We start from the raw sequence: 24,711 nt of genomic DNA, 5'->3' as shown, positions 1-24,711 counted from the left end.
GAATCCTGAAGCCACTGTCGGGCGAAACAGGATAGCAATCACTCCCGGCTATGGCTGTCAATCAGTCCTCAGAGCTTTAGGCGCTGGCCGAAAAGGCTCCGAGAAAACCTATTGGTTCCGCAAAAATTTGGGAAGGGAGTGGCTGGGGGACCTGGATTCGAACCAAGGCTAGCGGAGTCAGAGTCTGCTCTTCCTTCAGCAATTCAATAACTTAGCTGTAAAAGATGCGCTTTTGCGCTTATGTGTTTTCAATGGGTTAGATCCTGAATCGTAAAATGAAATGGGGGCCTATTAGGCCCCTTTATTACTCACCTGCTTGTGCCGTTGCTCAAGCTTCTCGACGGCCCGTTTGGCCAACTTCACGTCCCGGCTGAGGTAGTGGGCATCGAGAATCTCTTGGACATCCTTGAGCGAGTGCCCCGTGAAGGTTGCGATCTCGGGGACCTCGGCCCCCGCAATGGCCAGACGGGTCACTGCCGAGCCTCGTAGGTCGTGGAAGGTGACTTCCTCTACACCAGTCTTCTTGCAGGCCTTACCCCACGATGAGCGGAAGCCGTCCTCTGTCCAGCGGTCGCCATCGCTGTTCAGCAGTATCAGGGCACCGCGCCTCCTCTCGGCGTCGAGAGCTTTCTTAAGCGGTTCGCCCACTGGGATGGTGACCCGCTTTCCTGTTTTACCCTGACGCAGACGGATGAACTCACCGTCATAGTTGGTCCAGGTCAGCCGGAGCAGATCGCCCTGCCGCTGGCCGGTCCAGAGCGCCAGCAGGAGTGCCAGGTGAAGGTGGCTGGGTGCCTTCTCGCGGAAGCGCTCCTCGTCGGCATCGGTCCAGATCTTGTCCGTCCGGTCGGCCTCGTAGAGCCGGCCACCCCGCTCGCAGGGATTGGTGTCGACCAGGCCGCGGTCCATGCCCCAGGAGCAGATCCGGCCGAGGATGCTCCAGGCATAATCGGCCTGCCGCTCCGAGCGCTGTGCGAGCTCGTCTCGCCACGCCTTGAACAGGCCACGCGTGACCGCCCGATTCCGCTCGGAGAAGCCGCTGAGCGGCATAGTTCCGAACTTTGCCTCGATGACCTTGATGTGTTTCAGGTAGTCGCTCTTGGTCCGTGGAGCGAGTTTCCCGAACTCACCAGACGCCTTGTACCCGCTGATGACACTGTGAAAGCGCCCTTTTGGCGTAGCCTTCAGGCTGGCGATGGCCGCATTGTAGGAGGCGAGGAACTTCGGTTCTCCCGGCTTCCCCTCCAGCTTGGGCCCGCCGCGCCAGGCGTAAAAGTAGAACTTCTCGGTTCCGTCGGCGAGCTTTGCCCTGACCCTATGAAGGCCCTTCATCTTAACTGTGAGGTCCATTCTCTCGTACCCACTGGGCGAAATCGTCATCGGCCTTGTTTACCGTGTCGGTGAGTCCTGAGAGCTGATCCCAGGCCTTCTCCAGCGCCTTGAGGTCCCACCGCTTCGTTCCGGCGACAGGGCCCGGCATCTTCTTGGCGCGCACCCACGCGTCAAAGGTGCTTGGGGCGAGCCCACAGAAGTCAGCCGCTTGTTCACGCGTTAACCCACGAGGAGGTAAGGTCTGGCTGGTGTTTCTCAGCTGCGCCCTTCCCATGGCCTAGTACTCCCGAGTACGCTCATCTTGGCAATAGATCGATGAACGTAGTTTAATGTGAGTTGGCTTCCGCACGAAGAAGCCGAGCTTATGGTCTCAATGGCTTAGGTGCGAGCCGATCACCTTGCCGACGCTGGCAAAATGAAGGTTTGATCATGGCCCTGATCCCCGGCTGGAAGTGAGGAGGGCGAATTCAAGGCGGGATTGATGCGCCGTGCGCATGCCAGCTTGGCCTTTAAGCAGGTGACAGGCACACAGCGGCCTCCCCATGTCAGGGAAGATGCGATCAATCCTCCCGGTCGCGTCGTTCCCTCTGGAAGGACTCCGGTCCCACCTTCGGGCCACTGGCAACAGTGGCCCTTTTCTTTCCTTCGGGCCACTGGCAACAGTGGCCCTTTTCTTTGCTCGCCGTTGGTTGCGCTTCTGAAACGCGCACCGGTAAGTTTCGGGAAACTATCTTCGTTCACCATGACTGAGGTGCAGGCCAATCTGCTTACTCTCTCAGACAGGGGCACTCGAATGACGATAGTGTTGAGTTCAGTCGTTGCAGTTTCGCTGGCCGGTCTTGTTTTGCCGCCCGCCGTGCGGATGCTGATCTGTTCTGACCGGACGAGTGCCTGGGCTAAGTCGCGGAACGCCGCACAGCTCAGGCGCTGAAGGTGCCACTGCCTGTTCCTTTGCGCAGTCATTGCCGATAGTACCCGTGGCGTTGCAGTCGTTCTAGGAGACGGCGTGCCTGCTTCTGTGCGCTCGTATCCAAGCGGTGTTCCTCGAAAGTCCAGGTCATGCTGACACCTCGTCGAATTTGGTGGCCTCATTCCCCCAGGCGTCCCACCCCGGACGGGTTTGCCTCGAGAACAGATCAGCACGACGCACAGCATCAATGGCGAGCGCCTCGGCGGCGACGTATGCCTCGTCCGGCTTGCGGGAATGCTCCCGGCGCTCAGCCATGAGGACCGTGCGTACTCTGCGCGACGTGCGCGGCTCACCGAAGGAGCCGATCAGGAACGGCTCGGAGGCGGAGCGCAGCACATACCCGGTACCGAAACTCAGCTTTCCTGTCTTGGTGGTCTTCACCCACACGCCGGAGCTGACGAACCGGAATCCCCATGCTCTCATCACGTCGAGGGCTTCACCGATCATCGGGTGGGTGGCCCAGAGCCACAGAAGGCAGTTGCCACGGGCCAGCTGTCCGACCGGAAGCGCCTTGATGGCGTCGAGCTGCATCGTGCCGTAATGGGTATCCGCTGATTTGGCCTGTCCCTTTTCAGAGCGCAGGGCGAAGCGCCACGGCGGATCCGCCACGATGAGCTCGTAGGACAGCGGGCGGAGAGGATCGAAGGGCCAGTTCATCCCGCCACCTCACATCAACAGGGGCTGCGCGGACCCGTCCGGGAAGACGAGATCCAGAGGTGTATCGGCAGTCGGCTCTTCACCGTCCCAGCCATCCGGCCACGTGCCGAGGTCGATCAGCTCGCGGATGCGCGCCTCTTCCTCAGCATTGAGGATGTCGAGCCGGGGCCGGCCGAGACGCTCCGCAGCCTCATTGCAGGTAGCCTGGATCTCCAGCACCCTCGTAAGACCCATCAGGCGCGCTTCGAACGTGAGCGGGCCCATGCGCTGCGGGTTCTTGGCCATCGATCCGTCTTTCAGGATCTCGGCACCAGCCTTGCGCAGCCGGTGCTTGGGCTCTCTCAGCTCGCGATAGAGAGGCTTCAGGCTGAGAAGCGGCGAGAGATAGGACCAGGCCGGATTGAGCAGGATCGTCTCGAGCGCCTTTTCCTTGCTTGCCAGTGGGCACCCGATGCAGCCGGTGCGGGCGTTGATTTCCTCGGCCTCGTCGCCGCCGTAAGCGTCAGCAACGACCTTCGTCGCCCAGTTGCCGTAGTCCGCGATCGGGGCGTAGATCTTCAGCCAATCCCAGACATTGCAGACGCGCCAGTGTAGGATCGGCGCGAGAGTTGCGATCCGGCCGCGGATACCCTTGGCCTCCGGGAGGGTCTTCTGATACCAGCCCTGACCGCCACGGCTGGCAAGATGAACGAGGCCATCGGCGCGACCGATGGGTTTCAGAAGTCCGTCGAGTTTCTGGTCGACCAGATCGGCAGGCTGCCGGCAGGTCTTCAGGCCACGATCCACGAACTGGAGCGGTTCATCCAGCTGTTCGGCCAGGCGAAGGCTATGGCCGAGAGCGGCCTTGCCTCGATGGGGGTAATGGATCCGAAGAACCGCATCGACCAGGCCTTTGACGCCGACTCCTACGCCGTTCACGGCAGCATGCGGGGGTACAAGCCGCCGGCTCCCGCGGCGGAAACCCCGATGCGCTTCACGGTGAAGCCGATCCGGAACTCGAATTATGCAGTTCCGGGCGGCGACAAGGACAAGGCGGGCGGGGGGCGCGGCAAGCGCGAGAATGAGTTCCAGCGCGAGATCCAGCAGATCCAGATGCGCACCCGCGCGCTGGAGGCCGAGCGCCAGACCATCGGCCTGTCGGCGGGCGACACGGCGAAGGCCGAGGCCGCCTTCCGGCTGCTGGAGGCGGCGAAAGAGGCCAATGTCGCCATCACGCCGACGCTGCAGGCGCAGATCGACCAGGTGGCGGCCGCCTATGGCGAGGCGAGCCAGAAAATCGAGGACGCGGAGGAGGCGCACCGGAATTTCGAGGACGCTATCGCCGAGTTCGGTTCGATCGCTTCCGGCGCCCTGTCTGGGTTCATCTCCGACCTGCGCGAAGGCAAGGACGCGGCCGAGGCGCTCGAGACCATGCTGTCCCGCGTGGCCGACCGGCTGATCGACATGGCGCTCGACAGCCTCTTCGGGGGCGGCAACTTCCTCGACAGCCTGCTCGGAGGCGGGGGCGGCTTGTCCTTCAACCCGACAGGCCGCGCCTCGGGCGGGCTCGTCAAGCCGGGCACGGCATACACGGTCGGCGAGTCCGGCCGCGAGACCTTCGTGCCGACCACGCCTGGCCGCATCATCCCGAACGGCAAGAGCGGCGGCGGCATGCAGGTGATCGTCAACAACCACGCCGGCGTGCAGGTCAGCACCCGCCAGGAGCGCGGGCCGAACGGCGACATGCGTCCGGTGCTAGACCTGGTGAAAGCCGACATGGTGCGCGAGCGCAACCGGAATGGGTCGTTCGCGCAGGGTTTCAACGCTGGCTTCAACGGAAGGGGCTGATCATGGCGCTCCCAGTCTGGCCTGCCTCCCTGCCGGTCGTCCCGTTGCGCGACGGCACCGGGCCTGCGAGCCTTTATGACCCGCCGATCGAGACGGAGATGGAGGATGGCCCGCGCCGGATGCGCCGCCGCTCGACCACGACCTGGGCGACGGTGGCCGTGCGCTTCAAGCTGACGAACGACCAGTTCGCCACATTTCAGGCCTTCGTGCGCGACACTCTCGACCATGGGGCAAGCCGGTTCACCATGCCGGTCTGGAAGCCGGGCGCGACCCTGCCGCTGCCGGATAAGACCGTGCAGCTGATCGGTGACCCGCAGATGCAGACCCTCGGGCCTTTCAACTTCGTCGCCCTTCAGCTTTGCGTTCTGGACTACTAAGCATGACCTCGCGCCTGACGGCTGCCATGGAGGAGGCCTATGCCTCCGCGCCCTCGAACGTCGTGATCCTGCACACGCTCGAGCTGAACCACGCTTCCTTCTCGTCGCCGATCCGGATCGTGACCGGCGACGAGGGTCTGACGGCGGGCGAGTTGGTCGCTCTCACGCTGGAGACCGGCCAGACACGGAATTTCACCGCCATGGCCTTCGACGTCATCCCGCCGGGCTATGACGATGACGGCCCGATCCCGGGCCGGATCCGGATCGACGGCGTGTCCGGGATGCTGATCCCCTACCTCGAGGATGCGGCGGTCTCGGCGGGATCGATCTCCGTCACATATCGCGGCTACCGTTCGGACGCCCGGTTCGAGCCGGGCGACGTGATCTCTGGACTCAAGCGCAAGCGCGTGGAGGTCACGGCGACCAGCGTCGAGAGCGAGGTCGGTTTCGACGAGGTCGGGCAGCAGGCTTTCCCGCGCGTCACCTACGATATCGACAGCTATCCGGCGCTGTTCCTTGGATCGTAAGCCCTACCTCGACGCGCTCGTCTCCCGGCCGTGGAGCCGTGAGCACCACTGCTGGGATCTGGTCCGGCGCATCCGCCGCGACCTGTTCGGCTGCGAGGCCCTTCCGCCCTTCGGCGTCGACCTGGTGGACGACCCGCGCAGGCGCCGCGACACCTTCAAGACCCATCCCGCCCGGGCGGACTGGGTCGAGGTCTTCGCGCCTGCGGACGGTGACGTGGTGATCATGACGAAGCCCGGCACGCTGCATGCCGGGATCTACCTCCTCACGCAGGGCAGGGGCCTTGTGTGGCACTCCGACCAGCCGCACGGCGTCGCGGCCGAAACCGTGACCGAGGTCCGCGAGCTGCGCCGCTGGAACACCCGCTTCTTCCGGAAGAATCCATGACCCTGATCGCACAGCGCAACGTCACGGGCGAGATCGTGCGCCCGAACGTCATGCTTCCCGGCTGCGACGGCGACCTCGCGTGGCTCGTCACGCAGCACGCGGACCAGGCGCGCCCGTTCATTGTCAGCGTTCACCGCCTGGGCGAGCCTCTCGCGCCGGCCGACACGACCGTCGTCCTGCGCAGCGAGATGGCCGGCCGCGTGGTCGGCGCCGACGAGGCGGTGATCATCACCTACCTGCCGCAGGGCGGAGGGTCTGGGGGCGGCTCGTCGATCCTGATGGCGGTCGCCGCGATCGCCCTGATGGTGATCGCCCCTTATGCCGTTGCCGCGCTCGGCGTCCCGGCTCTCGGCACCAGCGCCGGTGCGCTCACGCTTGGCGGCAAACTGCTGGCCACCGGCATCGTCATGGGCGGCATGGCACTGCTGTCCTCGGCCATGAAGCCGAAGGCGAACCAGACCGAGCAGGAGGACCGCGAGATCTACGGCGTGAGCGGCGGCGGCAACCTGCCCCGCCCCGGCGACCGTATCCCACGCCTCTACGGCCGCTGCTGGACGACGCCGGACCTGAGCCAGCCAGACTACTTCGTCTATGAGGGCGAGCACCAGATCCTCTACAAGCGCATGACGCTGACTCTTGGCGGGGCGTCGGTGCATAAAGTTCGCGTCAGCGGCCAGTTGATGTGGACGGAAGCCGGCGGCATTCGCGCTCCGTTCGAGGGCTCACAGGTCGAGATCGTCAATCCGGGCGAGACCTGCAGGCTCGTGCCGCGGGACGTGGTCTCGTCGGAGTCCGTCCAGGGTAACGAGTTGATCCGGCCCGACAGCGATGTCGGGGAGTGGACCGGGCCCTTTATCGTCTCCGGGGTCGGGGTCGAGATCAACAAGATTCAGCTCGACATCAGCGCACCGCAGGGGTCCGGTCTGAACTTCGCCAACTCGCAGGGCGCGATGGAAGCCGGCGCCCCGCTCGGGTGGGAGTTTGAATATGCCGCCATTGACGACGCCGGCAACCGAACCGGCTCGTGGAAGCGCCTCGACAAGTGGTCTAATACAGTCTTGAGCCGCCGCCCGCTGCGCTACACCCGCATGATCAGCGTGCCGGAAGGACGCTATATGGTGCGCGGGCGCAATCTCTTTGACAACAAGCCACGCAACTTCCGCGAGACCAACATCGCGAATGCGCTGCAGTGGGACGGTCTGCGCGGCCACCGGCCAGAGAAGCGGGTGCGCGATCACGTCACCGAGATCGCCATCAAGGTCAAATCGAGTGCTGCACTCGGCATCACATCGTTTGCTGACGTCGAAGTCGAGGCGACCGGAAGGGTGCCGGTCTGGAACGGCTCCACCTGGGAGACCAGGGCGACCCGTCTGGCCGTGTGGGCCTTTGCCGACATCATGCGCAACACCGTTTATGGGGCTGCGATCCCGGCCAGCGCGCTCGATGTCGAGACCTTGCGCTTTTATGCCGACGAAGACGACGAGATCGACGCCCTCGGGACGTTCGACGGCGTCATCCGCGGTCCGGATTCGGTCTGTAATGTGGCGTCGGCCGTACTGTTCCCCATGCGCGCCGAGCCTGTGCAACTCGGGCGCATCTGGTCGATGGTCCGAGATGACCGCAAGGACATGCGGCGCCACGTCATCACCGCGCGGCAGATCGTGCGCGGTTCCTCGGGGCTATCCTTCGACGTGGACCCCGATCGGGGTGATGCGCACATTGTCGCCGAGTATGACGAGGACGGCGACCCACGCCGCCCGATCCAGTTGCCGGATATTTACTACGGCAATAAGTCGATCACGCCGACCCGGAGAAAACTCTTCGGCGTGACGTCCTGGAACCATGCGCAGCACCTTGCCCGCTGGCTGGCCCTGGTCGCCTCTTACCGGCGGCAGACGGTGCGGTTTCAGACCGAGCACGATGGCCGCATCTACAAGCGCGGCGACTCCATTGCCGTCGAGACCTGGTTCGCCTCGAACGCAAAGCTGGCGGGCGTGGTCGGCGTGTCCGGACAGACGCTGACCTTCGACCGCGACGTGCCGTTCGCCTCGGGCGATCATCTCATCATCCGCGACCGGTCCGGCCGCGAGTGGGGGCCGGTGGCGCTCACGGGGCAGGGCGGTGGCCTGAACCAGCTGGTGATGGATGCCGCCTCGCAGGCTGCGGTCGAGGCGGACACGGGGCTGCCGATCACCAGCGTGCTGGCGCTTGACATCATGGAGACCAGCACGGCGCTGGTGGCCGGCGTGAGCACGCTCACGCGCAATTTCATCGTCAAGAGCGCCAAGCCGAACGGGCGCGACCGGATCGACATCGAGGCGGTGATCGACCGCCAGGCGGTGTGGAGCCGGCTTGGTGAGGAGGTCATCCCTGACCCCTATTCGACCGACGACCCGCCGGACCCGACGCCACCGGGCAATCTGACCACGTTGGAACGGCTCTCGATCGGGGCGGACGGCGAGGTGCGCTCGACCTTCGTTGTGGCCTGGCAGCGCACCAGCCAGCGCGCCCTGCTGCACGAGGTGCAGTACCGGATCGACTACCGCCTGCCGACAGTTGATGCGACCGATGCCGATACCGTGGCGGAAGAAACCGCAACGGACGGGCAATGGATCCCCGCAGGCGCAACGGATGGACAGTTCCTCAAGATCGAGAACCTGCCGCCCTCGCAGGTCGACATCCGGGCCCGTGCCGTCTATTCGGCGCAGGCCGTGTCGGCCTGGGTGCAGTTGAACGACATTTTGGCGACGGGCGTGCTGGCCCCGCCGTCCGACGTCGCGGGGCTGACCGCTTCCGTGCGCGGCGAGGTTATGACGCTGGCCTGGATCGGCGTGACCGACGTTCACCTGTCGCACTACGAAATCCGGTTCTCCCCGCAGTTGTCGGGTGTGACCTGGGGCACATCGGTGCCGCTCCTCGAGCGTGTTCCGGTCGCCGGGGCGCAGGTTCCGGCCGCGTCCGGCACCTACCTCGTCAAGGCCATCACCCGGGCCGGCGTGCCGAGCGCGAACGCCGCCGTGGTGGTCTCCGACGTGGTCGGCGTCGCCAACATGAACGCCATCGAGTCCTTCGTCGAGCAACCGGCGTTTGCCGGCGCGCCGTCGAAGGTCATCCGCAACGACACGCTCGGCGGACTGCAGCTTGCCTACGCTGGCGACGTCTTTGCCCGCGACGACTGGTTCGGGCCCCCCGACTGGTTCCTGGGCGAGGAGGGCATCGAAAGCGAGGGGATCTACGGCTTCGGCCAGAGCCTGGACCTCGGCGCCGTCTATACCTCGCGCGTGTCGGGGGTGATCGAAGCGCAGGGCGCCAAGCTGACGAGCGACTTCTTCGCCCTCGAGGATGTGTTCGCGGTCGAGGATTTCTTCCTCACGGGGTCCGCCTCGACCTGGGGCGTGGTGTTTGAAGCCCGCACAACCAACGACGACCCGGCCGGCGCTCCGGTGTGGAGCGACTGGCGCCCGGTGGTCATCGGCGACGTGACGGCGCAGGCCTTCGAGTTCCGGCTGCGCCTGCTCTCCTATGAGCACGGCGTCACCCCGCTCGTTACCCGCCTCGAGGCGCTGATCGACATGCCGGACCGCCAGGAGGGAGGTAACGATCTCGCCGTTCCGGCGGCGGGGCTGCGGGTCGATTTCGTGCCACCGTTCCGGGGGCTGAAGGGGTTGGGCATCACGGCGCAGGGCCTGACGACCGGCGACACCTGGACAGTGACGAACAAGTCCGAAGAGGGCTTCGACATCCGCTTTTTCAACGCATCCGGCACGGCGGTCGCGCGTTCGCTCGACTTCGTTGCCACCGGCTATGGAAGGAAAGAAACATGAGTCAGGCTACAGAATGGGGCGTGCCGACCTCCGGGCCGGCGAACCCGGTCGAGGTCGCGACCCGCATGCAGGGTTCACTGGACGCCCAGCTGTCGCTGCACAGTGGGACGAGCGCGCCGACCTACGCGGTGAAGGGCACGGGGTGGCTCGACACCACCAGCGCGACCGAGCACGCCGTCAAGCAGTACGACGGCGCGCAGTGGATCACGCTCTACACCTTCAACCCGGAGACGCATGTCCTCGGCACCACGAAGCGAGTTGTCGTCTTTGCCACACCTGGGGTATCTACCTGGACCAAGCCTGACGGGTGCCGTGCGGTGCGGGTTCGGGTGCAAGGTGGCGGTGGCGGCTCCGATGGTGTCCCGGCGACAAGCGGCACACAAACCGCATGGGCTAACGGCGGCGCGGGCGGCGGGTATTCGGAAAAGCTGATCCTCGCGGACTCTCTTGGTGCCGCTGAAACGGTAACGGTCGGAGCAGGCGGCGCGGCGGGCTCGGCTGGCAGCAGCAGCGGGGGCACCTCATCCTTCGGCTCGCACTGCTCGGCCACGGGCGGGAGCAAGGGCTCCCAGGCAGGCCCCAGCAGCGGAACCCCATGGGTGTCGAATGCCTCCCCGGCAGTAGGCGGCGCGGGCACGGGCGGCGACATCAACATCCCCGGTCAGAGGGGCGGGCTCGGCATGGCTCTTTCCAATGCGGCAGTGGTCGGCGGGGCGGGCGGCAATTCGCCCTTCGGTTTCGGGCATCCCGCTATCACGGTCACAAGCTCAGGAGCGGGCAATAACGGCTATGGCTACGGATCGGGCGCGGCGGGTGGAGCCAACGGCATCAGCCAAGCGGGCAATGTCGGGGCAACTGGTCAACCCGGTATTGTGATCGTTGAGGAGTATTACTGATGCAGTGGGCCTTAATCATTGACGGCGTTGTTCGGGAGATCTCCGGCCTTGACCCTGCTGGGCGCTATCATGAGAGCCTTGTGTGGGTGGCGTGCGACGCGGAGGTGCGGGATGGCTGGACCTGCGATCAAGCAGGGTTTGCCCCTCCTGCGCCTGCCGAGGTCATAGCCAGCCCCGCCTTTACCCACAAGTCGGACGTGTTCGACCGATGTCAGGACGACGCCGAGGCGGAAACGATCCTGGCGGGGATCAGGGCGATGGGGGTAAAACTCGATGCTTTTTTCCATGCAGTCGATACAATCCAGCACGATCATGCTCTCTTCGCGCAGCTGAAAGCCGGTTTTGTCGCGGCGTTCGGGGCTGAACGGGCGGACGAACTCCTCGCCCCGAGCATCTAAAGCCTACTTGTCCTGTCCGCTCCGTCGATGGTATCAGGCCCAATAAGCCAGAAGATACCATCGTGTTCATCAAGCATTCCCTCTCCAAAGATACGATCATTCTCGATGCCCTGCGGGGATGCGCGGCTCTTCTCGTGCTTCTGTCCCACGCAGATGCCTATTACCTTATCCGGTACGACCCATTGCTGCCTTATAAGGGGCATCTCGGGGAGATTGGCGTCTATGTGTTCTTTATCCTGTCCGGGTTTCTGATCTGGACATCAGCAGAGAGGGTGCTGCCGAAGGACGGCGGGTTGACAACGTATCTGGTCCATCGGGCAGCTCGGATCATGCCCCTCTATTACGTCTCACTGGCCTTTGCCGTTGTGGCGTTCCCGGCGCTCTCGTCGTTTGCCACCGACATCACCCCCTATACGGTGGCACGACATATCGTCTTCTCGCAGTCCCTTGATCCCTCTGTCTCTAGAGCGATCAATCCCATTCTGTGGACCCTAACGCACGAGGCGGTGTTTTATTGCCTCGTGCCGTTTCTGTTCCTCGGGCGTCGATTCTTCCCGGCTGTCGTCGGGCTGATGCTCCTTGGAACGTGGTGGGGGTGGACTCATGCTGGAATGTTCAGCCCGTTCCTGCGGCTGTGTTTCCTGTTCGCCATCGGCATGACGCTGGCACAGTACAAGGTCGCACCAACGCGGGCGGCGGCTCTGGTAACGGTGGCGACGGCGGCGACCCTGGGGGCTTTTGGCTTCTCGCACATGATCGTCAATGTTGCTTGGGCGGTGGGGCTGTTCTGCGCAGCCTCCGCGTTGAGAGACGCTGCATCGTCGTGGCCGCTTAGGGGACTGGCCTTTGTCGGGGTGGTGTCATACTCCCTCTACATCTGGCACTACATGCTGATCGAGATCGTGGGCCCTTTGTTGCTGCCCTATCGTCCTTATGACCATCCGGTCTTGACCGGGATCGGGTTCATGGCGCTGTGCCTGGGACTTTCCTGGGTCAGCTACCGTTGCATCGAGAAGCCAGGGCAGGCCTGGCTAAGGGAAGCGATGACTGCGCGAAGACGCATGACGGCGGCACCAAGCCGCGCTTTGTAAGTCACCCATACAGCAGACCAGGCCGCCTTCGGGCGGCTTTTTGTTGTCCTCACAGCCGGAGCCTGTCCATGCGCAGCGTCCTCGACGTTCAGCGCGCTCTTTTTGCGCGCGGATTCTCACCTGGTCCCCTCGACGGCATCATGGGCCGCCTGACCCGCGGCGCTATCGAGCGCTTCCAGCGAGGCCATGACCTGAAGGTCACCGGCCTGATGGATGACGCCACCCTGAAACTCCTCTTCCCGGGCGAGGCCAAGCCTGCACCGGCCAAAGGGCTCGCCGCGCCCTGGTACCACGAGGCCATCCGCCTCACCGGGGTGCGCGAGATCGCGGGCAAGCAGCACAGCCCGACGATCCTGAAATGGCTGGAGCGGCTCAAGGCTCCCTGGCGGGACGACGAGACCGCCTGGTGCGGCACGTTCGTGGGCTGGTGCATCGCCACCACCCTGCCGAACGAGCCCTTGCCGGACAACCCCTTCGGGGCCCGCAACTGGATGAAGTTCGGCAAGCCAATCAAAGAGCCGGCCCGGGGCGCCGTGGCCGTGTTCTGGCGCGGCAAGCGCAATGGCTGGCAGGGTCATGTCGGCTTTGTCGAGGCGGTCGCAACCGACGGCGCCGCCGTGCTCGTGCGCGGCGGCAACCAGGGCAACGCGGTCTCGCTGTCCTGGCTCTCGACCGATCGCCTGCTCGGCTACCGCTGGCTGGCGACAGCGCCGCTGCCGGACGCCTCCCGCATTCCGGTCTCGGCTGTCGGGGGCAGGCTGTCCACGAACGAGGCCTGACCGATCCCGCACCCGGCCGGGCCCGCCGGGCACCTTCTGAAAGGACATCCCATGAAAGGCTATCGCACCATTGCCGTGAATGCCGGTATCGCCGCCTTGACGGCCGGCGTCGGCTACCTCGCCAACATCGACTGGAACAGCGTCGACCCCCGCGCGGCGATCGTCGCGCCGGGCATCGTGGCTCTGCTCAACATCGGTCTGCGCTTCGTCACGTCGACGCCGGTCGGGCGCCGGTAAGCTGGCCCAGAGCCGCCACAACCACCTCAATCGAAGCGCCAACTGGGGCATCCATGGCCGATCCTTTCCACCCGCCTGATCCATTGCAGGCACTCATCGGCGTGAAAGCGTCTGTCGTTGCTGCCTCCTTCTTCGGAGGCTTGGTCTCGGCGACGATTTCCGGCGGATCCATCCTGCAGCGGGCGGCGACGGCCGTGGTCGGCTGCATCACCTCCATCTACCTGACGCCCCTCGCGATCGAGGTGGTCGGACCCTGGTTCACGGCAGTCCAGGGGTCACAGCTCGAGCACGCTTCTGCCTTCATGTGCGGGCTGCTCGGCATGTCGATCGCGACCGGGCTCTACCATCTCGGCCGGCAGTTCCGAAAGCGTCCGCTCGATCTCCTCGAGCGCGGTCCCAAGCCGTCGGCCTAGAACGAGTTCGCCCAGCGGCCTCAGTTCGCGCTGGAGCGACGGGTCGAACACCGCCTCTGATCCTTCCACCTTCCCCTCTCCGGTTCGGGCCGGGGAGGGGCTTTTGCGTCTTTTGCGGCTAGCGAAGGCTAAGTGAGCAAGATTTGCAGGACTTGATTCCGGACATGAGGGGCGAATGATCACGTCTTTGACAATATGGACATCTCCGGCCAAGATTCTGCTAGAGCCACGATTGGCGGAGTTGCTGAATGAGGAACTTCATCATTGCTGTTGTTGCTGTCGCCGGTTTGGCAGGCTGCCAGAGCACTTCCGAGATGGCGGGTCTCGACGAGGTGACATCTTTAGGGCACCCTCCAGTGGAGGAGTGGCCACCAACGGTAATCGATCTGAGGCAGGAACTAGACTGCAGCAGGTATGCCAGCTACTGCGTGACCAAGCACTACAACGTAGAAACGTGGAATATCGCGCTTCCTTCGCGAGGCGGCGAAATCAAATTTGTCGCGCCAGCTGGGGTGCGGATCAATCCTAGAACTGCCCGCGCCATCAAGACAGCTGGACACGGAGCACGGCACCGTGTGAATATTCACGATAGGGGGGCGGACTGGATCGAGTGCCGGTGGTACACAAGAAGATCATGGCGGTACACTGGGCGTGTGCAGGGCTACTGCCGTGTCGATAAGCGGTAACGAAGCCGGATCCATATGGGCCGCTGCGTTGTTCCCAAGCCCTTTCTCTGACCTCGCTCGAGGAGGCCCACCGCGGGGCGTGCTCCAGCATGGTAGCCTCAGTAGCCTGAAACCCGCCAAGAATGCTCCCAATGGGCTGCGCCATCAATGGCAGCAAATAGTGCCGCGGCGATCGCTCACCGGAAGCCATTCGGTGGCATGGGGAGATGCTTAAAGGTCTCTCCGAGAACAGCCTCCTTGAGGGATTCCCGGCTCACGCCATAGGCTTTGCCCATCTCGGTGAAGCTTCTTTCGCCGTTGGCATACCGCATCCGGGCCTCGAGCACTTGCTCGATACTGAGTTTGCGATTGGTTCGGGGCGGGCATTCAGGGTCCGGTATTTCTGGAACGGACCAAGAACATGCCACGAGACCGGAGAGGAGTCGAATCCTCCTATGCCCGGCGGGCGCGAGCCGCTTGCAGCTTCTCCACTGTCGCCTTGATCTCTTCCGCTGCTTTCAGGCCCCGGATTCCGATCACGCCACGGTCGATGGTCTTCCCATCGGCATCTTTCCGGCCGTTGAAGAAAGCATCTCGCTGCTCGTTGGACATGGCCAGGACAGCGCGGGCTTCGGTCTCAACACGCCATTCCTCGGACCAGGTGCTGACGGGCTGGGCAGTGAGTTGGGAGATGGCCGTGGTGTCGCGGGAGTAGGTGGAATCAGGTATGTCGTCAAATGACACATGGCGCAAATGCCTGTGAGAGCTTAGCTGTATTGCAGGTGTTCAGCGATGTTGCGAGAGGGCGTTGATGGGCGGCGACTCCAGAGACGATGAACAGACGGGCGGGGCAGGTCGATCTATTTTTTGCCCCGGGTACTGAGCAGGAGCTTCTAAAGATTCGCGAGGAGCTGCGTTCCGAGGCCATAGAACGTCGCAAACTTGCGTTCGAGAAGTATGCCGATCAGTTGGGGCAGGAGCGCATTCATTCTCAATCATTTAGCAAAGAGCACGGGCAAACCTTCATAAAGTCCGTGTTTCTACTGAATGGTGGAGCAATACTCGCTCTGCTTACGTTCATTGGTTCAATGTATGGGAAGAACGACCTGAATGTGTTGGCTGCAATTTCTTTGGGAAAGAAGATTGTCCCCGCATTCTACTGTTTTGCTATAGGGCTGTGTTCTGCAGCATTGGTCGCGTTGATAGGGTTCTTCAACTGGAACTTGATCGCCAACAGTTATCCGGGGCCAGGTCCGCTTTTTGATTTCCTCCACCACAAGCCAATTGAGGAGAAGCCTGCGACCCGAAAAGCGATAGGGTGGACCTACAGGATAGCCATTGTCCTCGCGGCACTATCAATCGGGTGCTTTGTTGGCGGTGCCAATCTGGTGACGACCGCCTTTTCGGTTCTGGGAATCGACTAGACCCTTCTTTCTGCTGTATCCGAACCACACCGGATAGTCTCGGGCATCTCTAACCCTCTTCCTCCTTCTGGAGATGGGCTGCGGTGAGCGCAGCCATTCCCTTGTCCGTCAAAATCCAGGTTCGGGGCCGAAAGCCATCTATGGCGATAAGGCCGCGGTGTTTCAGGCGCTGCCGCCACTCGCTCTCTGATCTGCTGGCATAGGGGAGAACCCGACCATTCCGCACCCTTGCCAGGAACTCCCGCTCTTTTGGCGTCAAACTCTCAGTCATAGCCCCATCCCCTCATTCTGTATTGTTATCCTACCCGGTGGGGTTGAGATTGTCTTGGGCACGCTTGGGTGGTGGCCGCGGCAAGACGGCTATCGGGAGCCAGCTTTTCCTGAAGCCCTAAATCAGCCCGCTACTTAGTTATGCTCAGTTGCAGGGTCAGCCAGGGCGCTCATAGCGGTCTGGTTGCCAGCTCTAGTCCCGCCGGAACTACCATGAACAAAAGCAGGGCACCCAACTAAGGCTTAGATTTTGTGATTGCCACAGCGGGCTCAGGCGCAGAGAGCTTTACCGCCTGTCCGAAACCCAGCCCAATCACGAGCCCGAGGATGACGACTGTGGGCAGTTCATGCCAGGCGTGGCCTGCGATCTTTGGGAGCCTCATCATCGCACCACTTTGGAGACTGTGTCTCTGCCCGATCGAACCTGCCAGTCCGACAGCCAAGGATTAAAACAGGGAAGGGTCCTAGGTAGGGGCTTCTGGGGAACAGGAAGTGTAAAATGCCTGTAAAACGGCCTTGCCGGTACAGGTGCTCAAATCAGATTATCTCAATGATTTGAAATGGCTGGGGGACCTGGATTCGAACCAAGACTAGCGGAGTCAGAGTCCGCTGTTCTACCATTAAACTATCCCCCACCGATCCTGTTGATCCTGCTCGCATTTTAAGGGCTGGGCCCTTGGCGATCGATTGGATCAACGTCCGTGGTGAGGGGTGATCTAGGGGCGTTTCATTGCGCCGTCAAGCCTTCAGGTTGGGAAAACCGGCATGTTTTTGGGCATGCACCTTTGCCGAAACAGGAAAGTGCTCTCAAGCACAGAACAAGCTTCATATGGGAATAAGAATGCGCTACTGCCCTAAAGGAAGCTACGACATTATAACCTGATGGTTCATGGGCCTGTAAAGCTTGGTACGGCATGTCGTATGGCGGAAAGTCGGATCTTAGGATTGGAGAGAGCACATTATGGCGACGGTTAAGGTTGACAAAGATGGCATTGGGAAAGGGACCAGCGGCGGTGATCGCATCTATGGAGACAGCTCGGTCAATTTCCTGGATGGCTTGAGAGGGAATGACTCTCTTTGGGGGCGGGGCGGCCAGGATGCGATCTATGGCGGCTACGGCAACGATAAGATCTATGGTGAATCGGGCAGCGACGTTCTGGGCGGCGGCAGAGGGCGAGACACCCTGACGGGCGGTTCCGGCAAGGACTTTTTTGTTTTCGAGAGCAAGGTGTCGAAGTCCGAGATCGACACCATCACCGATTTCAGCACGAAGGACGACACGATCGCCCTCGACAAGTCATATTTCAAGGGGATCAGCAATGTCGGTGATTACCTGAAGTCGGGCGCCTTCTGGACCGGCTCGAAGGCCCATGATCGGGATGACCGGATCATCTACAACAAGAGCACCGGCGCGCTGTACTACGATCCGGACGGCTCGGGTTCGAAGGCGGCGATCCAGTTCGCCAAGCTCGATAAGGGGCTCAAGATGACCCACAAGGACTTCTTCGCCATCTGAATGCGGACAAGGCCGACAGACCTGCCGTGCGAAGGGTAAGGGGCGGAAACCTTCCCGCCCCTCCGGAAAAGCCTGCATTCAGCCGCCTGCCGGCAGGGCGATCCCGATCATAATCAGTTGATGCCCTACAACCCTCCTTGGAGCCCCGCGTTGTTCGCTGAGTCAGGAGCCGCAGGGAGGCCAGGATGAAGGCATTGATTGCAGCAGTTCCAACAGCGTTTCTGCTCGCCGCGTGTGTCAACACGACCGGCTCAACGACCCCTCCAGGGGTTCAGGAGAGCGGGTGCCTGGTGGGTCAGCAGGAGATCGGCGGCAGATGCCTGCCGATCAATCGCGAGCCGCCGAACAAGTAAGCCCGCCCTGATTTCGCGAAAGCGGCTTTTCGAGAGCGCCCCGATAGGCTTGGCGGTACTCCGCGGGCGGCACGCTGGTTCATATCCTGTTTAGCCGAAGCGTGGCAGTATCTCCGTCAAGGTCCGGGCAAAGTTGCGCCGGGCGGGAGATGACGCCTATGAAACTCGCTCAATGGGTTCTCGGTGCGGTCGCAGGGGGCATGGCTCTCGGCGCCGTCAGCGCGCAGGCAGCGCCGATTCCCTTCGTGGAGACGGATGCGCCGGCTTCGGTCCAGAACGTCCAGTTCTACTATTCCTACGATCCGCCGCCCCCGCCGCCGGTCTATTACTATGGCCCGCCGCCGCCCCGTTACTACGGGCCTCCGCCGCGCTATTACGGCCCGCCGCCGCCTCGCTTCGCCCCGCGTCCTCCGGGCTATGCCGTTCCCGTTCCCGGGCGGGGTGGTCGTGAGCGCACCGGCGTCATCTATGACAAGGAAGCGGCCAAGGACTACATGAAGGAATACCGCCGCAACCAGAAGGAAATCTTCAAGGAGAAGCAGCGGGCCTGGAACCGGGCGAACGGGTACTGAACCCGCTAATCCTCGTAATCCTTGAGAATGCCGGCCTCCGGCATCGGATTGAGATCGACGTCGAGGCCGGATCGCGTTCCGGCCTCGTCCTCCGCCGCTTCCTTGTCCGCCATGATCCGCTCGTGGCGGTCGAGCGCACCCTGCAGGATGTAGGCGGCCGCCATCTTGTCGACGGCGTCGGCCCGCTTGGCCCGTGAGGCGTCGGCATCCAGCAATGTCCGCGTCACGGCGACGGTGGACAGGCGCTCGTCCCAGAACAGCATCGGCCTGTCGACGATCGGCTTCAGGTTGCGCACGAAGGCGCGGGTCGCCTGGGAGCGCGGACCTTCCGTGCCATCCATGTTGAGGGGCAGCCCGATCACGAGCCCGCCCACGTCGTAGCGCTCGACCAACGCCTTGATGCGCTCGGCGTCCGGCGTGAACTTCACCCGCTTGATGGTCTCGAGCGGCGTCGCGATCCGCCGCTCGACGTCCGAGAGGGCGAGCCCGATGGTCTTGGTGCCGAGATCGACGCCCATGAGGCGCGCGCGGGGGCCGAGCCCTTCCATGAGGGCCGTCAGCTCGTCATCCTTGTGGATCATGGGACAGACTCCTCATCCCGCTCCTGCCGGATCACAGCCAGTATAGAGGAAGTCGCCCAGGGTCGAGGGGCGAAGTCAGGCGATGCTGCTGGTCATCCTGCTTGGGGATGATAAGGCGCTGCCCGCGGCTCTGTTCCGTGCGGGCAGCGCTTCGCCGGAAGTCTTGAACAGGTGGCAGAACTCGGGCGCGAGATCGAGCGTCACGGTGCTGCCGGCCTCGTGCCGCGCATCGCCCGGCTCGCGCACCGTGATCCGGCTGCCCTGGCCTGTCTCCACGTAGAGGAGATGATTCTCCCCAAGCTCCTCCACCAGCTCGACGCGGCCGGTGAGGGGGCCTCTGGAGCTCACCTGAACGTGGTCGGGCCTGACGCCGAGGGTGAGCGTTTCGCCCGGCTGTACGCCGTCCGGCGCGACAGGCACCGCAACCGAGCTGCCATTGGGCAGGTGCACCAGAACCTCGTCGGGCCCGACGCCTGCCACCTGACATTCGATGAAGTTCATCTGCGGCGAGCCGATGAAGCCGGCGACGAACAGGTTGGCCGGCCGGTGGTAGAGCTCCAGCGGGGAGCCGACCTGCTCGATCCGGCCCGCATTGAGAACCACGATCCGGTCGGCGAGCGTCATGGCCTCCACCTGGTCGTGGGTCACGTAGATCATGGTGGCGCGGGTGTCGGTGTGGAGCTTGGCGATCTCGATCCGGGTCTGGACGCGCAGGGCCGCGTCGAGATTCGAGAGCGGCTCGTCGAAGAGGAAGACCTTCGGGTCGCGCACGATGGCGCGGCCAATGGCGACGCGCTGGCGCTGGCCGCCGGAGAGCTGCCGCGGCTTGCGGTCGAGCAGGTTCTCGATCTGCAGCATGCGGGCCGCCTCGCGCACGCGCTGGTCGATCTCCTGCTTGGAGGACTTCGCCAGTTCGAGGCCGAAGGCCATGTTGTCGTAGACGCTCATGTGGGGATAGAGCGCATAGGACTGGAACACCATCGCGATGCCGCGCTTGGCGGGCGGCAGTTCGGTCACCCGCTCGCCGCCGATGAAGAGATCGCCGCCGGTGATGTCCTCGAGGCCTGCGATCAGGCGCAGCAGGGTGGACTTCCCGCAGCCTGACGGTCCGACGAAGACCACGAATTCCCCGTCGCGGATATCAAGGTCCACGCCGTGGATGACCCGGGCCCTGCCGAAGGACTTCTGGACATTTTTCAGAACGACATCAGCCATGGATGATCCCCCTTGTGGCTTAGCCCTTGACCGCGCCCGCCGTCAGGCCCGCAACAATCTTGCGCTGGAAGACGAGCACCAGGGCGATGATCGGCAGGGTGACGATGACGGATGCCGCCATGATCGATCCCCAGGGCAGCTCATAGGCGGTCCGGCCGCTCATCAGGGCGATGGCCGGCGGCACGGTGCGCTGCTCGTTGGTGAGGGTGAAGGTGAGGGCGAAAAGAAACTCGTTCCAGGCGACGATGAAGGCGAGGAGCCCTGTCGTCACCGCGGCCGGCATCATCAGCGGCAGGAACACGCGCCGCACGACGATCCAGGGCGTCGCGCCGTCCACGAAGGCCGCCTCCTCGATTTCCTTCGGCAGCTCGCGCATGAAGGTGGTGAGCACCCAGACCGTGAAGGGCAGGGTGAGCATGAGGTTCGCGAGGATCAGGCCCGGAAGGGTGTTGTAGAGGCCGAAGCTGCGGATCAGCTCGAACATGCCGGAGAGCACCGCCACCTGGGGGAACATCGAGACGCCCAGGATCGTGAACAGCAGGAGCGAGCGCCCCCGGAAGGCGATGCGTCCGAAGGCATAGGCTGCGGTGATCCCGAGCGCCAGGGACAGGGCGACCACCGAGCCCGCCACGATGATGGAGTTCAGGATGTTCTGGCCGAAGGGCTGGCGCTCGAAGACCGCGACATAGTTCGAGAGGTCGAAGCTTTCCGGGAAATAGGCGACGGAGAAGAGCGCGGTTCCCGAGCGGAACGACGAGATCACCGCGTAATAGAAGGGGAACAGAGAGAACAGGCCGATGGCGATCACGAGGAGCCAGAAGCCGATGCGGGTTGCGTGCTTCATCGTGCCTCCTCCCCGAAGCGGACCCGTCCGGCGACCATGGTGATGACGACCAGGAGGGCGATGATGAGGAAGATGAGGGTCGAGGCCGCAGAGCCGACGCCAACCTCCTGGAAATCCACGAGCTGCTGGCGCGCATAGACGGACATCGACATGGTGTCCCGGGAATTGGCGGTGAGCACGTAGATCAGGTCGAAGACCCGCAGCGCATCGAGGGCGCGGAAGATCACCGCCACGAGGAGCGCCGGGCGGATGAGCGGCAGGGTGACCCGGAAGAAGACCTTCACCGGATGAACGCCGTCGACGCGGGCGGCCTCGTAGATGTCCCCGGGCAGCATCTGCAGGGCGGCGAGGATGAGAAGCGCCATGAAGGGCGTGGTCTTCCAGACGTCGACCATCACGACCGTCCACAGCGCCGTGTCCGGGTTGGCGGTCCAGGTGATGGGCGCCGCGATGAGCCCCAGATTGAGCAGCATGTCGTTGATGACGCCGAACTGGTCATGGAGCATCCAGTTCCACATCTTGGCGGAGACGACCGTCGGAATCGCCCAGGGAATCAGGATGACCGCCCGCATGATGCCGCGTCCAGGAAAGGCCGCGTTCAGGATCAGGGCCACCACGGTGCCGAGCACGGTCTCGATGGACACGGAGACGAGGGCGAACCACACTGTGTTCCACACGGCGTGCCACCAGTCTGGATCGGTCAGGAGCCCGAACCACTCCCCGCCGTAACTGGCGAGGTAGTTCTCGAAGCCGATGAACTCGTAATCGTTGAGGTTATTGAGGCTGGCGTCCGTGAAGCTGAACCAGATCGTCCGCGCCAGGGGCCAGCCGGCGATCAGGGCAAGGACGATCACCGTCGGCGCGATGAAGGTCCAGGCCGCCCTGATGCGCGAGCGCGTCAGGGAGGAACGGCGCCCCCGCGCAACGCTTTGCACGGGGGCTATTCCGGTCGCGACGGACTGGCTCATTGCTGCCAGCCGTCACGCTTGATCCGTTTGAGATCCCGGTCGAGGCGGGTGAGCGCCTGGGCCGGCTCGGCGCGCTTGGAAAGGACCTGGTGGACCGTGTTGAAGAACTCGGTCGAGACCTTGTTGTAGTCCTCGCCCGTGACGCCGGAGGGGCGAGGCACCGCATTGGCGAAGACCTCGCGGAGGTTGCCGATGAAGGGAGCGGACTTCTTGATGTCCGCATCCTCGTAGAGGCTCAGGATCGTCGGGTTGAAGGAGCCCTCGATGGCCCGGCGCTTCTGCTCCTCCTGACCCGTCAGGTACATGACGAGATCGGTCGCGGCATCGGCGTTCTTGGAATATCTCGACACGGCGAGGAGTTGGCCGCCGAGTGTGCCGGCATGACGTCCGTCCGCGCCGCCGCGGGGCAGGGGAGCAACGCCGACCTTGCCCTTGATGGTGCTGTCGTCGGATTGGGCGAGGGCCCAGGCGTAGGGCCAGTTGCGCATGAAGGCGGCGTTGCCGGCCTGGAAGACGCCGCGCGATTCCTCTTCCGTATAGTTGAGGACGCCTTCGGGCGTGACGGTGCCGACCCAGCCCGCAGCGGTCTTCAGGGCCTCGGCTGCATTCGGGTTGTCGATGGTGATCTCGCCCGTGTCATTGACGATGGTGCCGCCGTTATTGGAGGCGACCCATTCGAGGGCGTTGGTGGTCAGGCCCTCATAGGCGCGGCCCTGCCAGACATAGCCCCAGAAATCGTTGTTGCCGGCCTTGCGCTCGCCTTCCTGGATGATGCGGGCGGTTTCCGTCAGTTCGGCCCAGGTCTGCGGCACCTGGCGGTTATACTTGTCCAGCAGATCCTGCCGGTAATAGAGCAGGCCGGCATCGGCGAACCACGGCATGGCGACGACCTTGCCGCCCACGCGGGCGACGTCCACCATCGCCGGAATGTGCTCGTTGAGGCCTGTGGCCTCGGCCGTCAGGTCCTTGAAATGCTCACCGAGAATGCCGGGCCAGACCACGTCGATCTGGAACACGTCGATATCGCCAGCGCCGGCCGCCAGAAGCTGCTGATAGAGGGCGAGCCGCTCGGTGGCGGAATTGGGCGTCGAGACGATCTTGACCGTGTTGCCGGTCTTCTGCGCCCAGGCGTCTGCGCCCTCCTTGCAGACCTCGTATTCCTTGCCGAGGGCGCTGCACGAGAGGGAAATCTCGACGGCGTGAGCGCCCGTCGAGAGGAGCAATCCGGCCGCTGCGGCAAGGGTTGCTAGGGTACGGGACATGGCTTTCCTCCTCCGTGGTTATTGCTTAGCTTGATGGAGATAAGTCCTGAGCCGCCATTTTGTTCCATTGAAACATGGCCGTGGGGCGCTTCCGCCCCATCTTCAGGCTGCCCAAACGAGGATTTGCCCATGAAAATCACATGGTTCGGCCACTCCGCCTTCCGACTCGATTTTGCCGACAAGGTCGTCCTGATCGACCCGTTCTTCACCGGAAACCCCGCTTTCCAGGGGGACCGGGACAAACTGTGCGAGGGCGTGACCCACATCCTCATCACCCACGGCCACGGGGATCACGTGGGCGATACGGTCGAGATCGCGAAGGCTACGGGGGCCAAGGTCGTCACCAATTTCGAACTCTGCATGTACCTGGCCAAGCAGGGGCTGGAGAACTTCGACCCGATGAACACGGGCGGCACGACGGACCAGGGCGGCTTCACCGTCAGCCTCGTGCGGGCTGACCATTCTGCGGGGCTCGTCGAGATGGATGTGAACTTCCCGCTGGGCAACGCCAACGGCGTCGTCGTGAAGGCGCCGGGCGAGCCGACGGTCTATCACATGGGCGACACCGACATTTTCGGCGACATGGCGCTGATCGCCGAGATCCACAAGCCGGACGTGGTGATCGCCCCCATCGGCGACCGCTTCACCATGGGGCCGGAAGTCGCCGCCCTGGCGGTCCAGCGCTATTTCAGCGGAGCGAAGTCAGCCATTCCCTGCCACTACGCCTCCTTCCCGCCGCTGGTCCCCGATGCCGACCGCTTCGTGGCCGCCCTGGACGGGAAGGGCATCCAGGTTGTTGTCCCCCACAAGACGGTGGGAGTTACGATCTGATCGTACCCCCGAGATCACCCGCCCCATGCCGGTGATCTCGATGGGAATGGAGCAGGGCTCCTCGGATCGGGATGGCCGGGACAAGCCCGGCCATGACAGGCAGGTCCGGAGCGGGTTTTGCTCCATATCCGCCGTTGCGCCCTTCGGCGGGCGGGTGTTATAGCCCGCCCAGCAGTTTCCAAGGGGTATGGCCATTCATGTCGGTCGATGAGAAAACGGTCCGCCGCATCGCGCATCTGGCGCGCATCGCCGTGACGGACGAGGAGGTGCCGCACCTCCAGGGCGAGCTCAACGCGATTCTCTCCTTCGTCGAGCAACTCAACGAGGTGAACGTGGACGGCGTGGAGCCGATGACCTCCGTCACGCCCATGGTCATGAAGAAGCGCCAGGACGGGGTGACCGATGGCGGCTATCCGGAGAAGATCGTCCAAAACGCCCCCGCCACGGAAGACAACTTCTTCCTCGTGCCCAAAGTGGTCGAATAAGGCGCAAAGCCC

The 24,711-nt window shown here is 63.5% G+C and carries 26 protein-coding genes and 1 tRNA gene; 17 read left to right on the top strand and 10 right to left on the bottom strand.

What is annotated here, in order from left to right:
- Positions 1-291: 291 nt before the first annotated feature.
- The 3 genes from LG661_RS06840 to LG661_RS06830 form a co-directional block, all read right to left on the bottom strand.
- Positions 292-1,350, bottom strand: coding sequence for a tyrosine-type recombinase/integrase (locus tag LG661_RS06840; protein ID WP_230531129.1), 1,059 nt, complete (start codon positions 1,348-1,350; stop codon positions 292-294).
- Between the two features lie 1,039 nt (positions 1,351-2,389).
- Positions 2,390-2,959 (bottom strand): MT-A70 family methyltransferase, encoded by a 570-nt coding sequence (locus tag LG661_RS06835; protein ID WP_230531128.1) that lies wholly within the window; start codon positions 2,957-2,959, stop codon positions 2,390-2,392.
- A gap of 9 nt (positions 2,960-2,968) precedes the next feature.
- A complete protein-coding gene (locus LG661_RS06830) occupies positions 2,969-3,877 on the bottom strand; it encodes a hypothetical protein (RefSeq protein WP_230531127.1) in 909 nt (302 codons plus the stop codon).
- Here LG661_RS06830 and LG661_RS06825 point away from each other — a divergent pair.
- From LG661_RS06825 to LG661_RS06775, 11 genes are all read left to right on the top strand, one after another.
- A complete protein-coding gene (locus tag LG661_RS06825) occupies positions 3,821-4,786 on the top strand; it encodes a hypothetical protein (protein ID WP_230531126.1) in 966 nt (321 codons plus the stop codon). The two genes, LG661_RS06830 and LG661_RS06825, sit on opposite strands and share 57 nt — an antisense overlap.
- A gap of 2 nt (positions 4,787-4,788) precedes the next feature.
- On the top strand, positions 4,789-5,163 hold the full coding sequence (locus tag LG661_RS06820; RefSeq protein WP_230531125.1) for a hypothetical protein: 375 nt from the start codon (positions 4,789-4,791) through the stop codon (positions 5,161-5,163).
- Between the two features lie 2 nt (positions 5,164-5,165).
- Positions 5,166-5,690 (top strand): DUF1833 family protein, encoded by a 525-nt coding sequence (locus tag LG661_RS06815; protein WP_230531124.1) that lies wholly within the window; start codon positions 5,166-5,168, stop codon positions 5,688-5,690.
- Complete coding sequence (locus LG661_RS06810) at positions 5,680-6,075, top strand: hypothetical protein (protein ID WP_230531123.1); 396 nt, start codon at positions 5,680-5,682, stop codon at positions 6,073-6,075. The genes LG661_RS06815 and LG661_RS06810 overlap by 11 nt, the downstream gene beginning before the upstream one ends.
- Positions 6,072-9,899, top strand: coding sequence for a host specificity factor TipJ family phage tail protein (locus LG661_RS06805; RefSeq protein WP_230531122.1), 3,828 nt, complete (start codon positions 6,072-6,074; stop codon positions 9,897-9,899). Before LG661_RS06810 ends, LG661_RS06805 begins: the two co-directional genes overlap by 4 nt.
- Positions 9,896-10,795 (top strand): glycine-rich domain-containing protein, encoded by a 900-nt coding sequence (locus LG661_RS06800; protein WP_230531121.1) that lies wholly within the window; start codon positions 9,896-9,898, stop codon positions 10,793-10,795. The genes LG661_RS06805 and LG661_RS06800 overlap by 4 nt, the downstream gene beginning before the upstream one ends.
- Positions 10,795-11,193, top strand: coding sequence for a hypothetical protein (locus LG661_RS06795; protein WP_230531120.1), 399 nt, complete (start codon positions 10,795-10,797; stop codon positions 11,191-11,193). The genes LG661_RS06800 and LG661_RS06795 overlap by 1 nt, the downstream gene beginning before the upstream one ends.
- A gap of 62 nt (positions 11,194-11,255) precedes the next feature.
- Positions 11,256-12,284: an acyltransferase family protein gene (locus LG661_RS06790; RefSeq protein ID WP_230531119.1), complete on the top strand. Its 1,029-nt coding sequence runs from the start codon at positions 11,256-11,258 to the stop codon at positions 12,282-12,284.
- A 68-nt stretch (positions 12,285-12,352) separates the two neighbouring features.
- On the top strand, positions 12,353-13,063 hold the full coding sequence (locus LG661_RS06785; protein ID WP_230531118.1) for an NlpC/P60 family protein: 711 nt from the start codon (positions 12,353-12,355) through the stop codon (positions 13,061-13,063).
- A 51-nt stretch (positions 13,064-13,114) separates the two neighbouring features.
- The gene (locus LG661_RS06780) at positions 13,115-13,300 is read left to right on the top strand and encodes a hypothetical protein (protein ID WP_230531117.1); all 186 of its coding nucleotides are present in this window, start codon (positions 13,115-13,117) and stop codon (positions 13,298-13,300) included.
- Positions 13,301-13,353: 53 nt separating this feature from the next.
- The gene (locus tag LG661_RS06775; protein WP_230531116.1) at positions 13,354-13,713 is read left to right on the top strand and encodes a hypothetical protein; all 360 of its coding nucleotides are present in this window, start codon (positions 13,354-13,356) and stop codon (positions 13,711-13,713) included.
- A gap of 1,118 nt (positions 13,714-14,831) precedes the next feature.
- Here LG661_RS06775 and LG661_RS06770 read toward each other — a convergent pair.
- Positions 14,832-15,122, bottom strand: coding sequence for a DUF7696 family protein (locus tag LG661_RS06770; RefSeq protein WP_230531115.1), 291 nt, complete (start codon positions 15,120-15,122; stop codon positions 14,832-14,834).
- 89 nt (positions 15,123-15,211) lie between these two features.
- Here LG661_RS06770 and LG661_RS06765 point away from each other — a divergent pair, with 89 nt between their 5' ends.
- Entirely contained in the window at positions 15,212-15,802 is a 591-nt protein-coding gene (locus LG661_RS06765; RefSeq protein ID WP_230531114.1) for a hypothetical protein, read from the top strand.
- A gap of 831 nt (positions 15,803-16,633) precedes the next feature.
- On the opposite strand, the gene LG661_RS06760 is transcribed toward LG661_RS06765, so the two are convergent.
- Positions 16,634-16,707: transfer RNA gene (locus tag LG661_RS06760), tRNA-Gln, on the bottom strand.
- Between the two features lie 326 nt (positions 16,708-17,033).
- Between LG661_RS06760 and LG661_RS06755 the strand changes: the two genes are divergently transcribed.
- The 3 genes from LG661_RS06755 (at position 17,034) to LG661_RS06745 (ending at position 18,513) form a co-directional block, all read left to right on the top strand.
- Entirely contained in the window at positions 17,034-17,588 is a 555-nt protein-coding gene (locus LG661_RS06755) for a M10 family metallopeptidase C-terminal domain-containing protein (protein WP_268995438.1), read from the top strand.
- A gap of 185 nt (positions 17,589-17,773) precedes the next feature.
- Positions 17,774-17,941, top strand: a complete 168-nt coding sequence (locus tag LG661_RS06750; protein ID WP_230531112.1) for a hypothetical protein — start codon at positions 17,774-17,776, stop codon at positions 17,939-17,941.
- A 158-nt stretch (positions 17,942-18,099) separates the two neighbouring features.
- Positions 18,100-18,513, top strand: coding sequence for a hypothetical protein (locus LG661_RS06745; RefSeq protein ID WP_230531111.1), 414 nt, complete (start codon positions 18,100-18,102; stop codon positions 18,511-18,513).
- A gap of 5 nt (positions 18,514-18,518) precedes the next feature.
- Here LG661_RS06745 and ruvX read toward each other — a convergent pair whose 3' ends face one another.
- The 5 genes from ruvX to LG661_RS06720 form a co-directional block, all read right to left on the bottom strand.
- Complete coding sequence (gene ruvX, locus LG661_RS06740; RefSeq protein WP_230531110.1) at positions 18,519-19,094, bottom strand: Holliday junction resolvase RuvX; 576 nt, start codon at positions 19,092-19,094, stop codon at positions 18,519-18,521.
- A 75-nt stretch (positions 19,095-19,169) separates the two neighbouring features.
- Complete coding sequence (locus tag LG661_RS06735; protein ID WP_230531109.1) at positions 19,170-20,309, bottom strand: ABC transporter ATP-binding protein; 1,140 nt, start codon at positions 20,307-20,309, stop codon at positions 19,170-19,172.
- A gap of 19 nt (positions 20,310-20,328) precedes the next feature.
- Complete coding sequence (locus tag LG661_RS06730) at positions 20,329-21,153, bottom strand: carbohydrate ABC transporter permease (RefSeq protein WP_230531108.1); 825 nt, start codon at positions 21,151-21,153, stop codon at positions 20,329-20,331.
- Complete coding sequence (locus LG661_RS06725) at positions 21,150-22,121, bottom strand: carbohydrate ABC transporter permease (protein ID WP_230531107.1); 972 nt, start codon at positions 22,119-22,121, stop codon at positions 21,150-21,152. The genes LG661_RS06730 and LG661_RS06725 overlap by 4 nt, the downstream gene beginning before the upstream one ends.
- Complete coding sequence (locus tag LG661_RS06720) at positions 22,118-23,383, bottom strand: ABC transporter substrate-binding protein (RefSeq protein WP_230531106.1); 1,266 nt, start codon at positions 23,381-23,383, stop codon at positions 22,118-22,120. The genes LG661_RS06725 and LG661_RS06720 overlap by 4 nt, the downstream gene beginning before the upstream one ends.
- Positions 23,384-23,512: 129 nt before the next feature.
- On the opposite strand from LG661_RS06720, the gene LG661_RS06715 reads away from it, so the two are divergent.
- Both LG661_RS06715 and gatC read left to right on the top strand, forming a co-directional pair.
- Entirely contained in the window at positions 23,513-24,214 is a 702-nt protein-coding gene (locus LG661_RS06715; protein WP_230531105.1) for a metal-dependent hydrolase, read from the top strand.
- 197 nt (positions 24,215-24,411) lie between these two features.
- The gene (gatC, locus tag LG661_RS06710) at positions 24,412-24,699 is read left to right on the top strand and encodes an Asp-tRNA(Asn)/Glu-tRNA(Gln) amidotransferase subunit GatC (protein WP_230531104.1); all 288 of its coding nucleotides are present in this window, start codon (positions 24,412-24,414) and stop codon (positions 24,697-24,699) included.
- Positions 24,700-24,711 lie beyond the last annotated feature (12 nt).

Origin of the sequence: Microvirga roseola (genome assembly GCF_020866965.1) — a bacterium.
Classification (GTDB): domain Bacteria; phylum Pseudomonadota; class Alphaproteobacteria; order Rhizobiales; family Beijerinckiaceae; genus Microvirga; species Microvirga roseola.
Note: the sequence above shows the minus strand (reverse complement) of the source record. Positions and strands in the feature narration are given on the sequence as shown.

What these genes read in the sequence shown, in the direction of transcription:
- LG661_RS06715 (WP_230531105.1), top strand. Translation starts at nt 23,513, where the DNA reads ATGAAAATCACATGGTTCGGCCACTCCGCCTTCCGACTCGATTTTGCC.
- LG661_RS06835 (WP_230531128.1), bottom strand. Translation starts at nt 2,959, where the DNA reads ATGAACTGGCCCTTCGATCCTCTCCGCCCGCTGTCCTACGAGCTCATC.
- gatC (WP_230531104.1), top strand. Translation starts at nt 24,412, where the DNA reads ATGTCGGTCGATGAGAAAACGGTCCGCCGCATCGCGCATCTGGCGCGC.
- LG661_RS06720 (WP_230531106.1), bottom strand. Translation starts at nt 23,383, where the DNA reads ATGTCCCGTACCCTAGCAACCCTTGCCGCAGCGGCCGGATTGCTCCTC.
- LG661_RS06820 (WP_230531125.1), top strand. Translation starts at nt 4,789, where the DNA reads ATGGCGCTCCCAGTCTGGCCTGCCTCCCTGCCGGTCGTCCCGTTGCGC.
- LG661_RS06795 (WP_230531120.1), top strand. Translation starts at nt 10,795, where the DNA reads ATGCAGTGGGCCTTAATCATTGACGGCGTTGTTCGGGAGATCTCCGGC.
- LG661_RS06725 (WP_230531107.1), bottom strand. Translation starts at nt 22,121, where the DNA reads ATGAGCCAGTCCGTCGCGACCGGAATAGCCCCCGTGCAAAGCGTTGCG.
- LG661_RS06800 (WP_230531121.1), top strand. Translation starts at nt 9,896, where the DNA reads ATGAGTCAGGCTACAGAATGGGGCGTGCCGACCTCCGGGCCGGCGAAC.
- LG661_RS06765 (WP_230531114.1), top strand. Translation starts at nt 15,212, where the DNA reads ATGAACAGACGGGCGGGGCAGGTCGATCTATTTTTTGCCCCGGGTACT.
- LG661_RS06735 (WP_230531109.1), bottom strand. Translation starts at nt 20,309, where the DNA reads ATGGCTGATGTCGTTCTGAAAAATGTCCAGAAGTCCTTCGGCAGGGCC.
- LG661_RS06825 (WP_230531126.1), top strand. Translation starts at nt 3,821, where the DNA reads ATGGATCCGAAGAACCGCATCGACCAGGCCTTTGACGCCGACTCCTAC.
- LG661_RS06805 (WP_230531122.1), top strand. Translation starts at nt 6,072, where the DNA reads ATGACCCTGATCGCACAGCGCAACGTCACGGGCGAGATCGTGCGCCCG.
- LG661_RS06755 (WP_268995438.1), top strand. Translation starts at nt 17,034, where the DNA reads ATGGCGACGGTTAAGGTTGACAAAGATGGCATTGGGAAAGGGACCAGC.
- LG661_RS06730 (WP_230531108.1), bottom strand. Translation starts at nt 21,153, where the DNA reads ATGAAGCACGCAACCCGCATCGGCTTCTGGCTCCTCGTGATCGCCATC.
- LG661_RS06775 (WP_230531116.1), top strand. Translation starts at nt 13,354, where the DNA reads ATGGCCGATCCTTTCCACCCGCCTGATCCATTGCAGGCACTCATCGGC.
- LG661_RS06840 (WP_230531129.1), bottom strand. Translation starts at nt 1,350, where the DNA reads ATGGACCTCACAGTTAAGATGAAGGGCCTTCATAGGGTCAGGGCAAAG.
- LG661_RS06745 (WP_230531111.1), top strand. Translation starts at nt 18,100, where the DNA reads ATGAAACTCGCTCAATGGGTTCTCGGTGCGGTCGCAGGGGGCATGGCT.
- LG661_RS06815 (WP_230531124.1), top strand. Translation starts at nt 5,166, where the DNA reads ATGACCTCGCGCCTGACGGCTGCCATGGAGGAGGCCTATGCCTCCGCG.
- LG661_RS06785 (WP_230531118.1), top strand. Translation starts at nt 12,353, where the DNA reads ATGCGCAGCGTCCTCGACGTTCAGCGCGCTCTTTTTGCGCGCGGATTC.
- LG661_RS06780 (WP_230531117.1), top strand. Translation starts at nt 13,115, where the DNA reads ATGAAAGGCTATCGCACCATTGCCGTGAATGCCGGTATCGCCGCCTTG.
- ruvX (WP_230531110.1), bottom strand. Translation starts at nt 19,094, where the DNA reads ATGATCCACAAGGATGACGAGCTGACGGCCCTCATGGAAGGGCTCGGC.
- LG661_RS06750 (WP_230531112.1), top strand. Translation starts at nt 17,774, where the DNA reads ATGAAGGCATTGATTGCAGCAGTTCCAACAGCGTTTCTGCTCGCCGCG.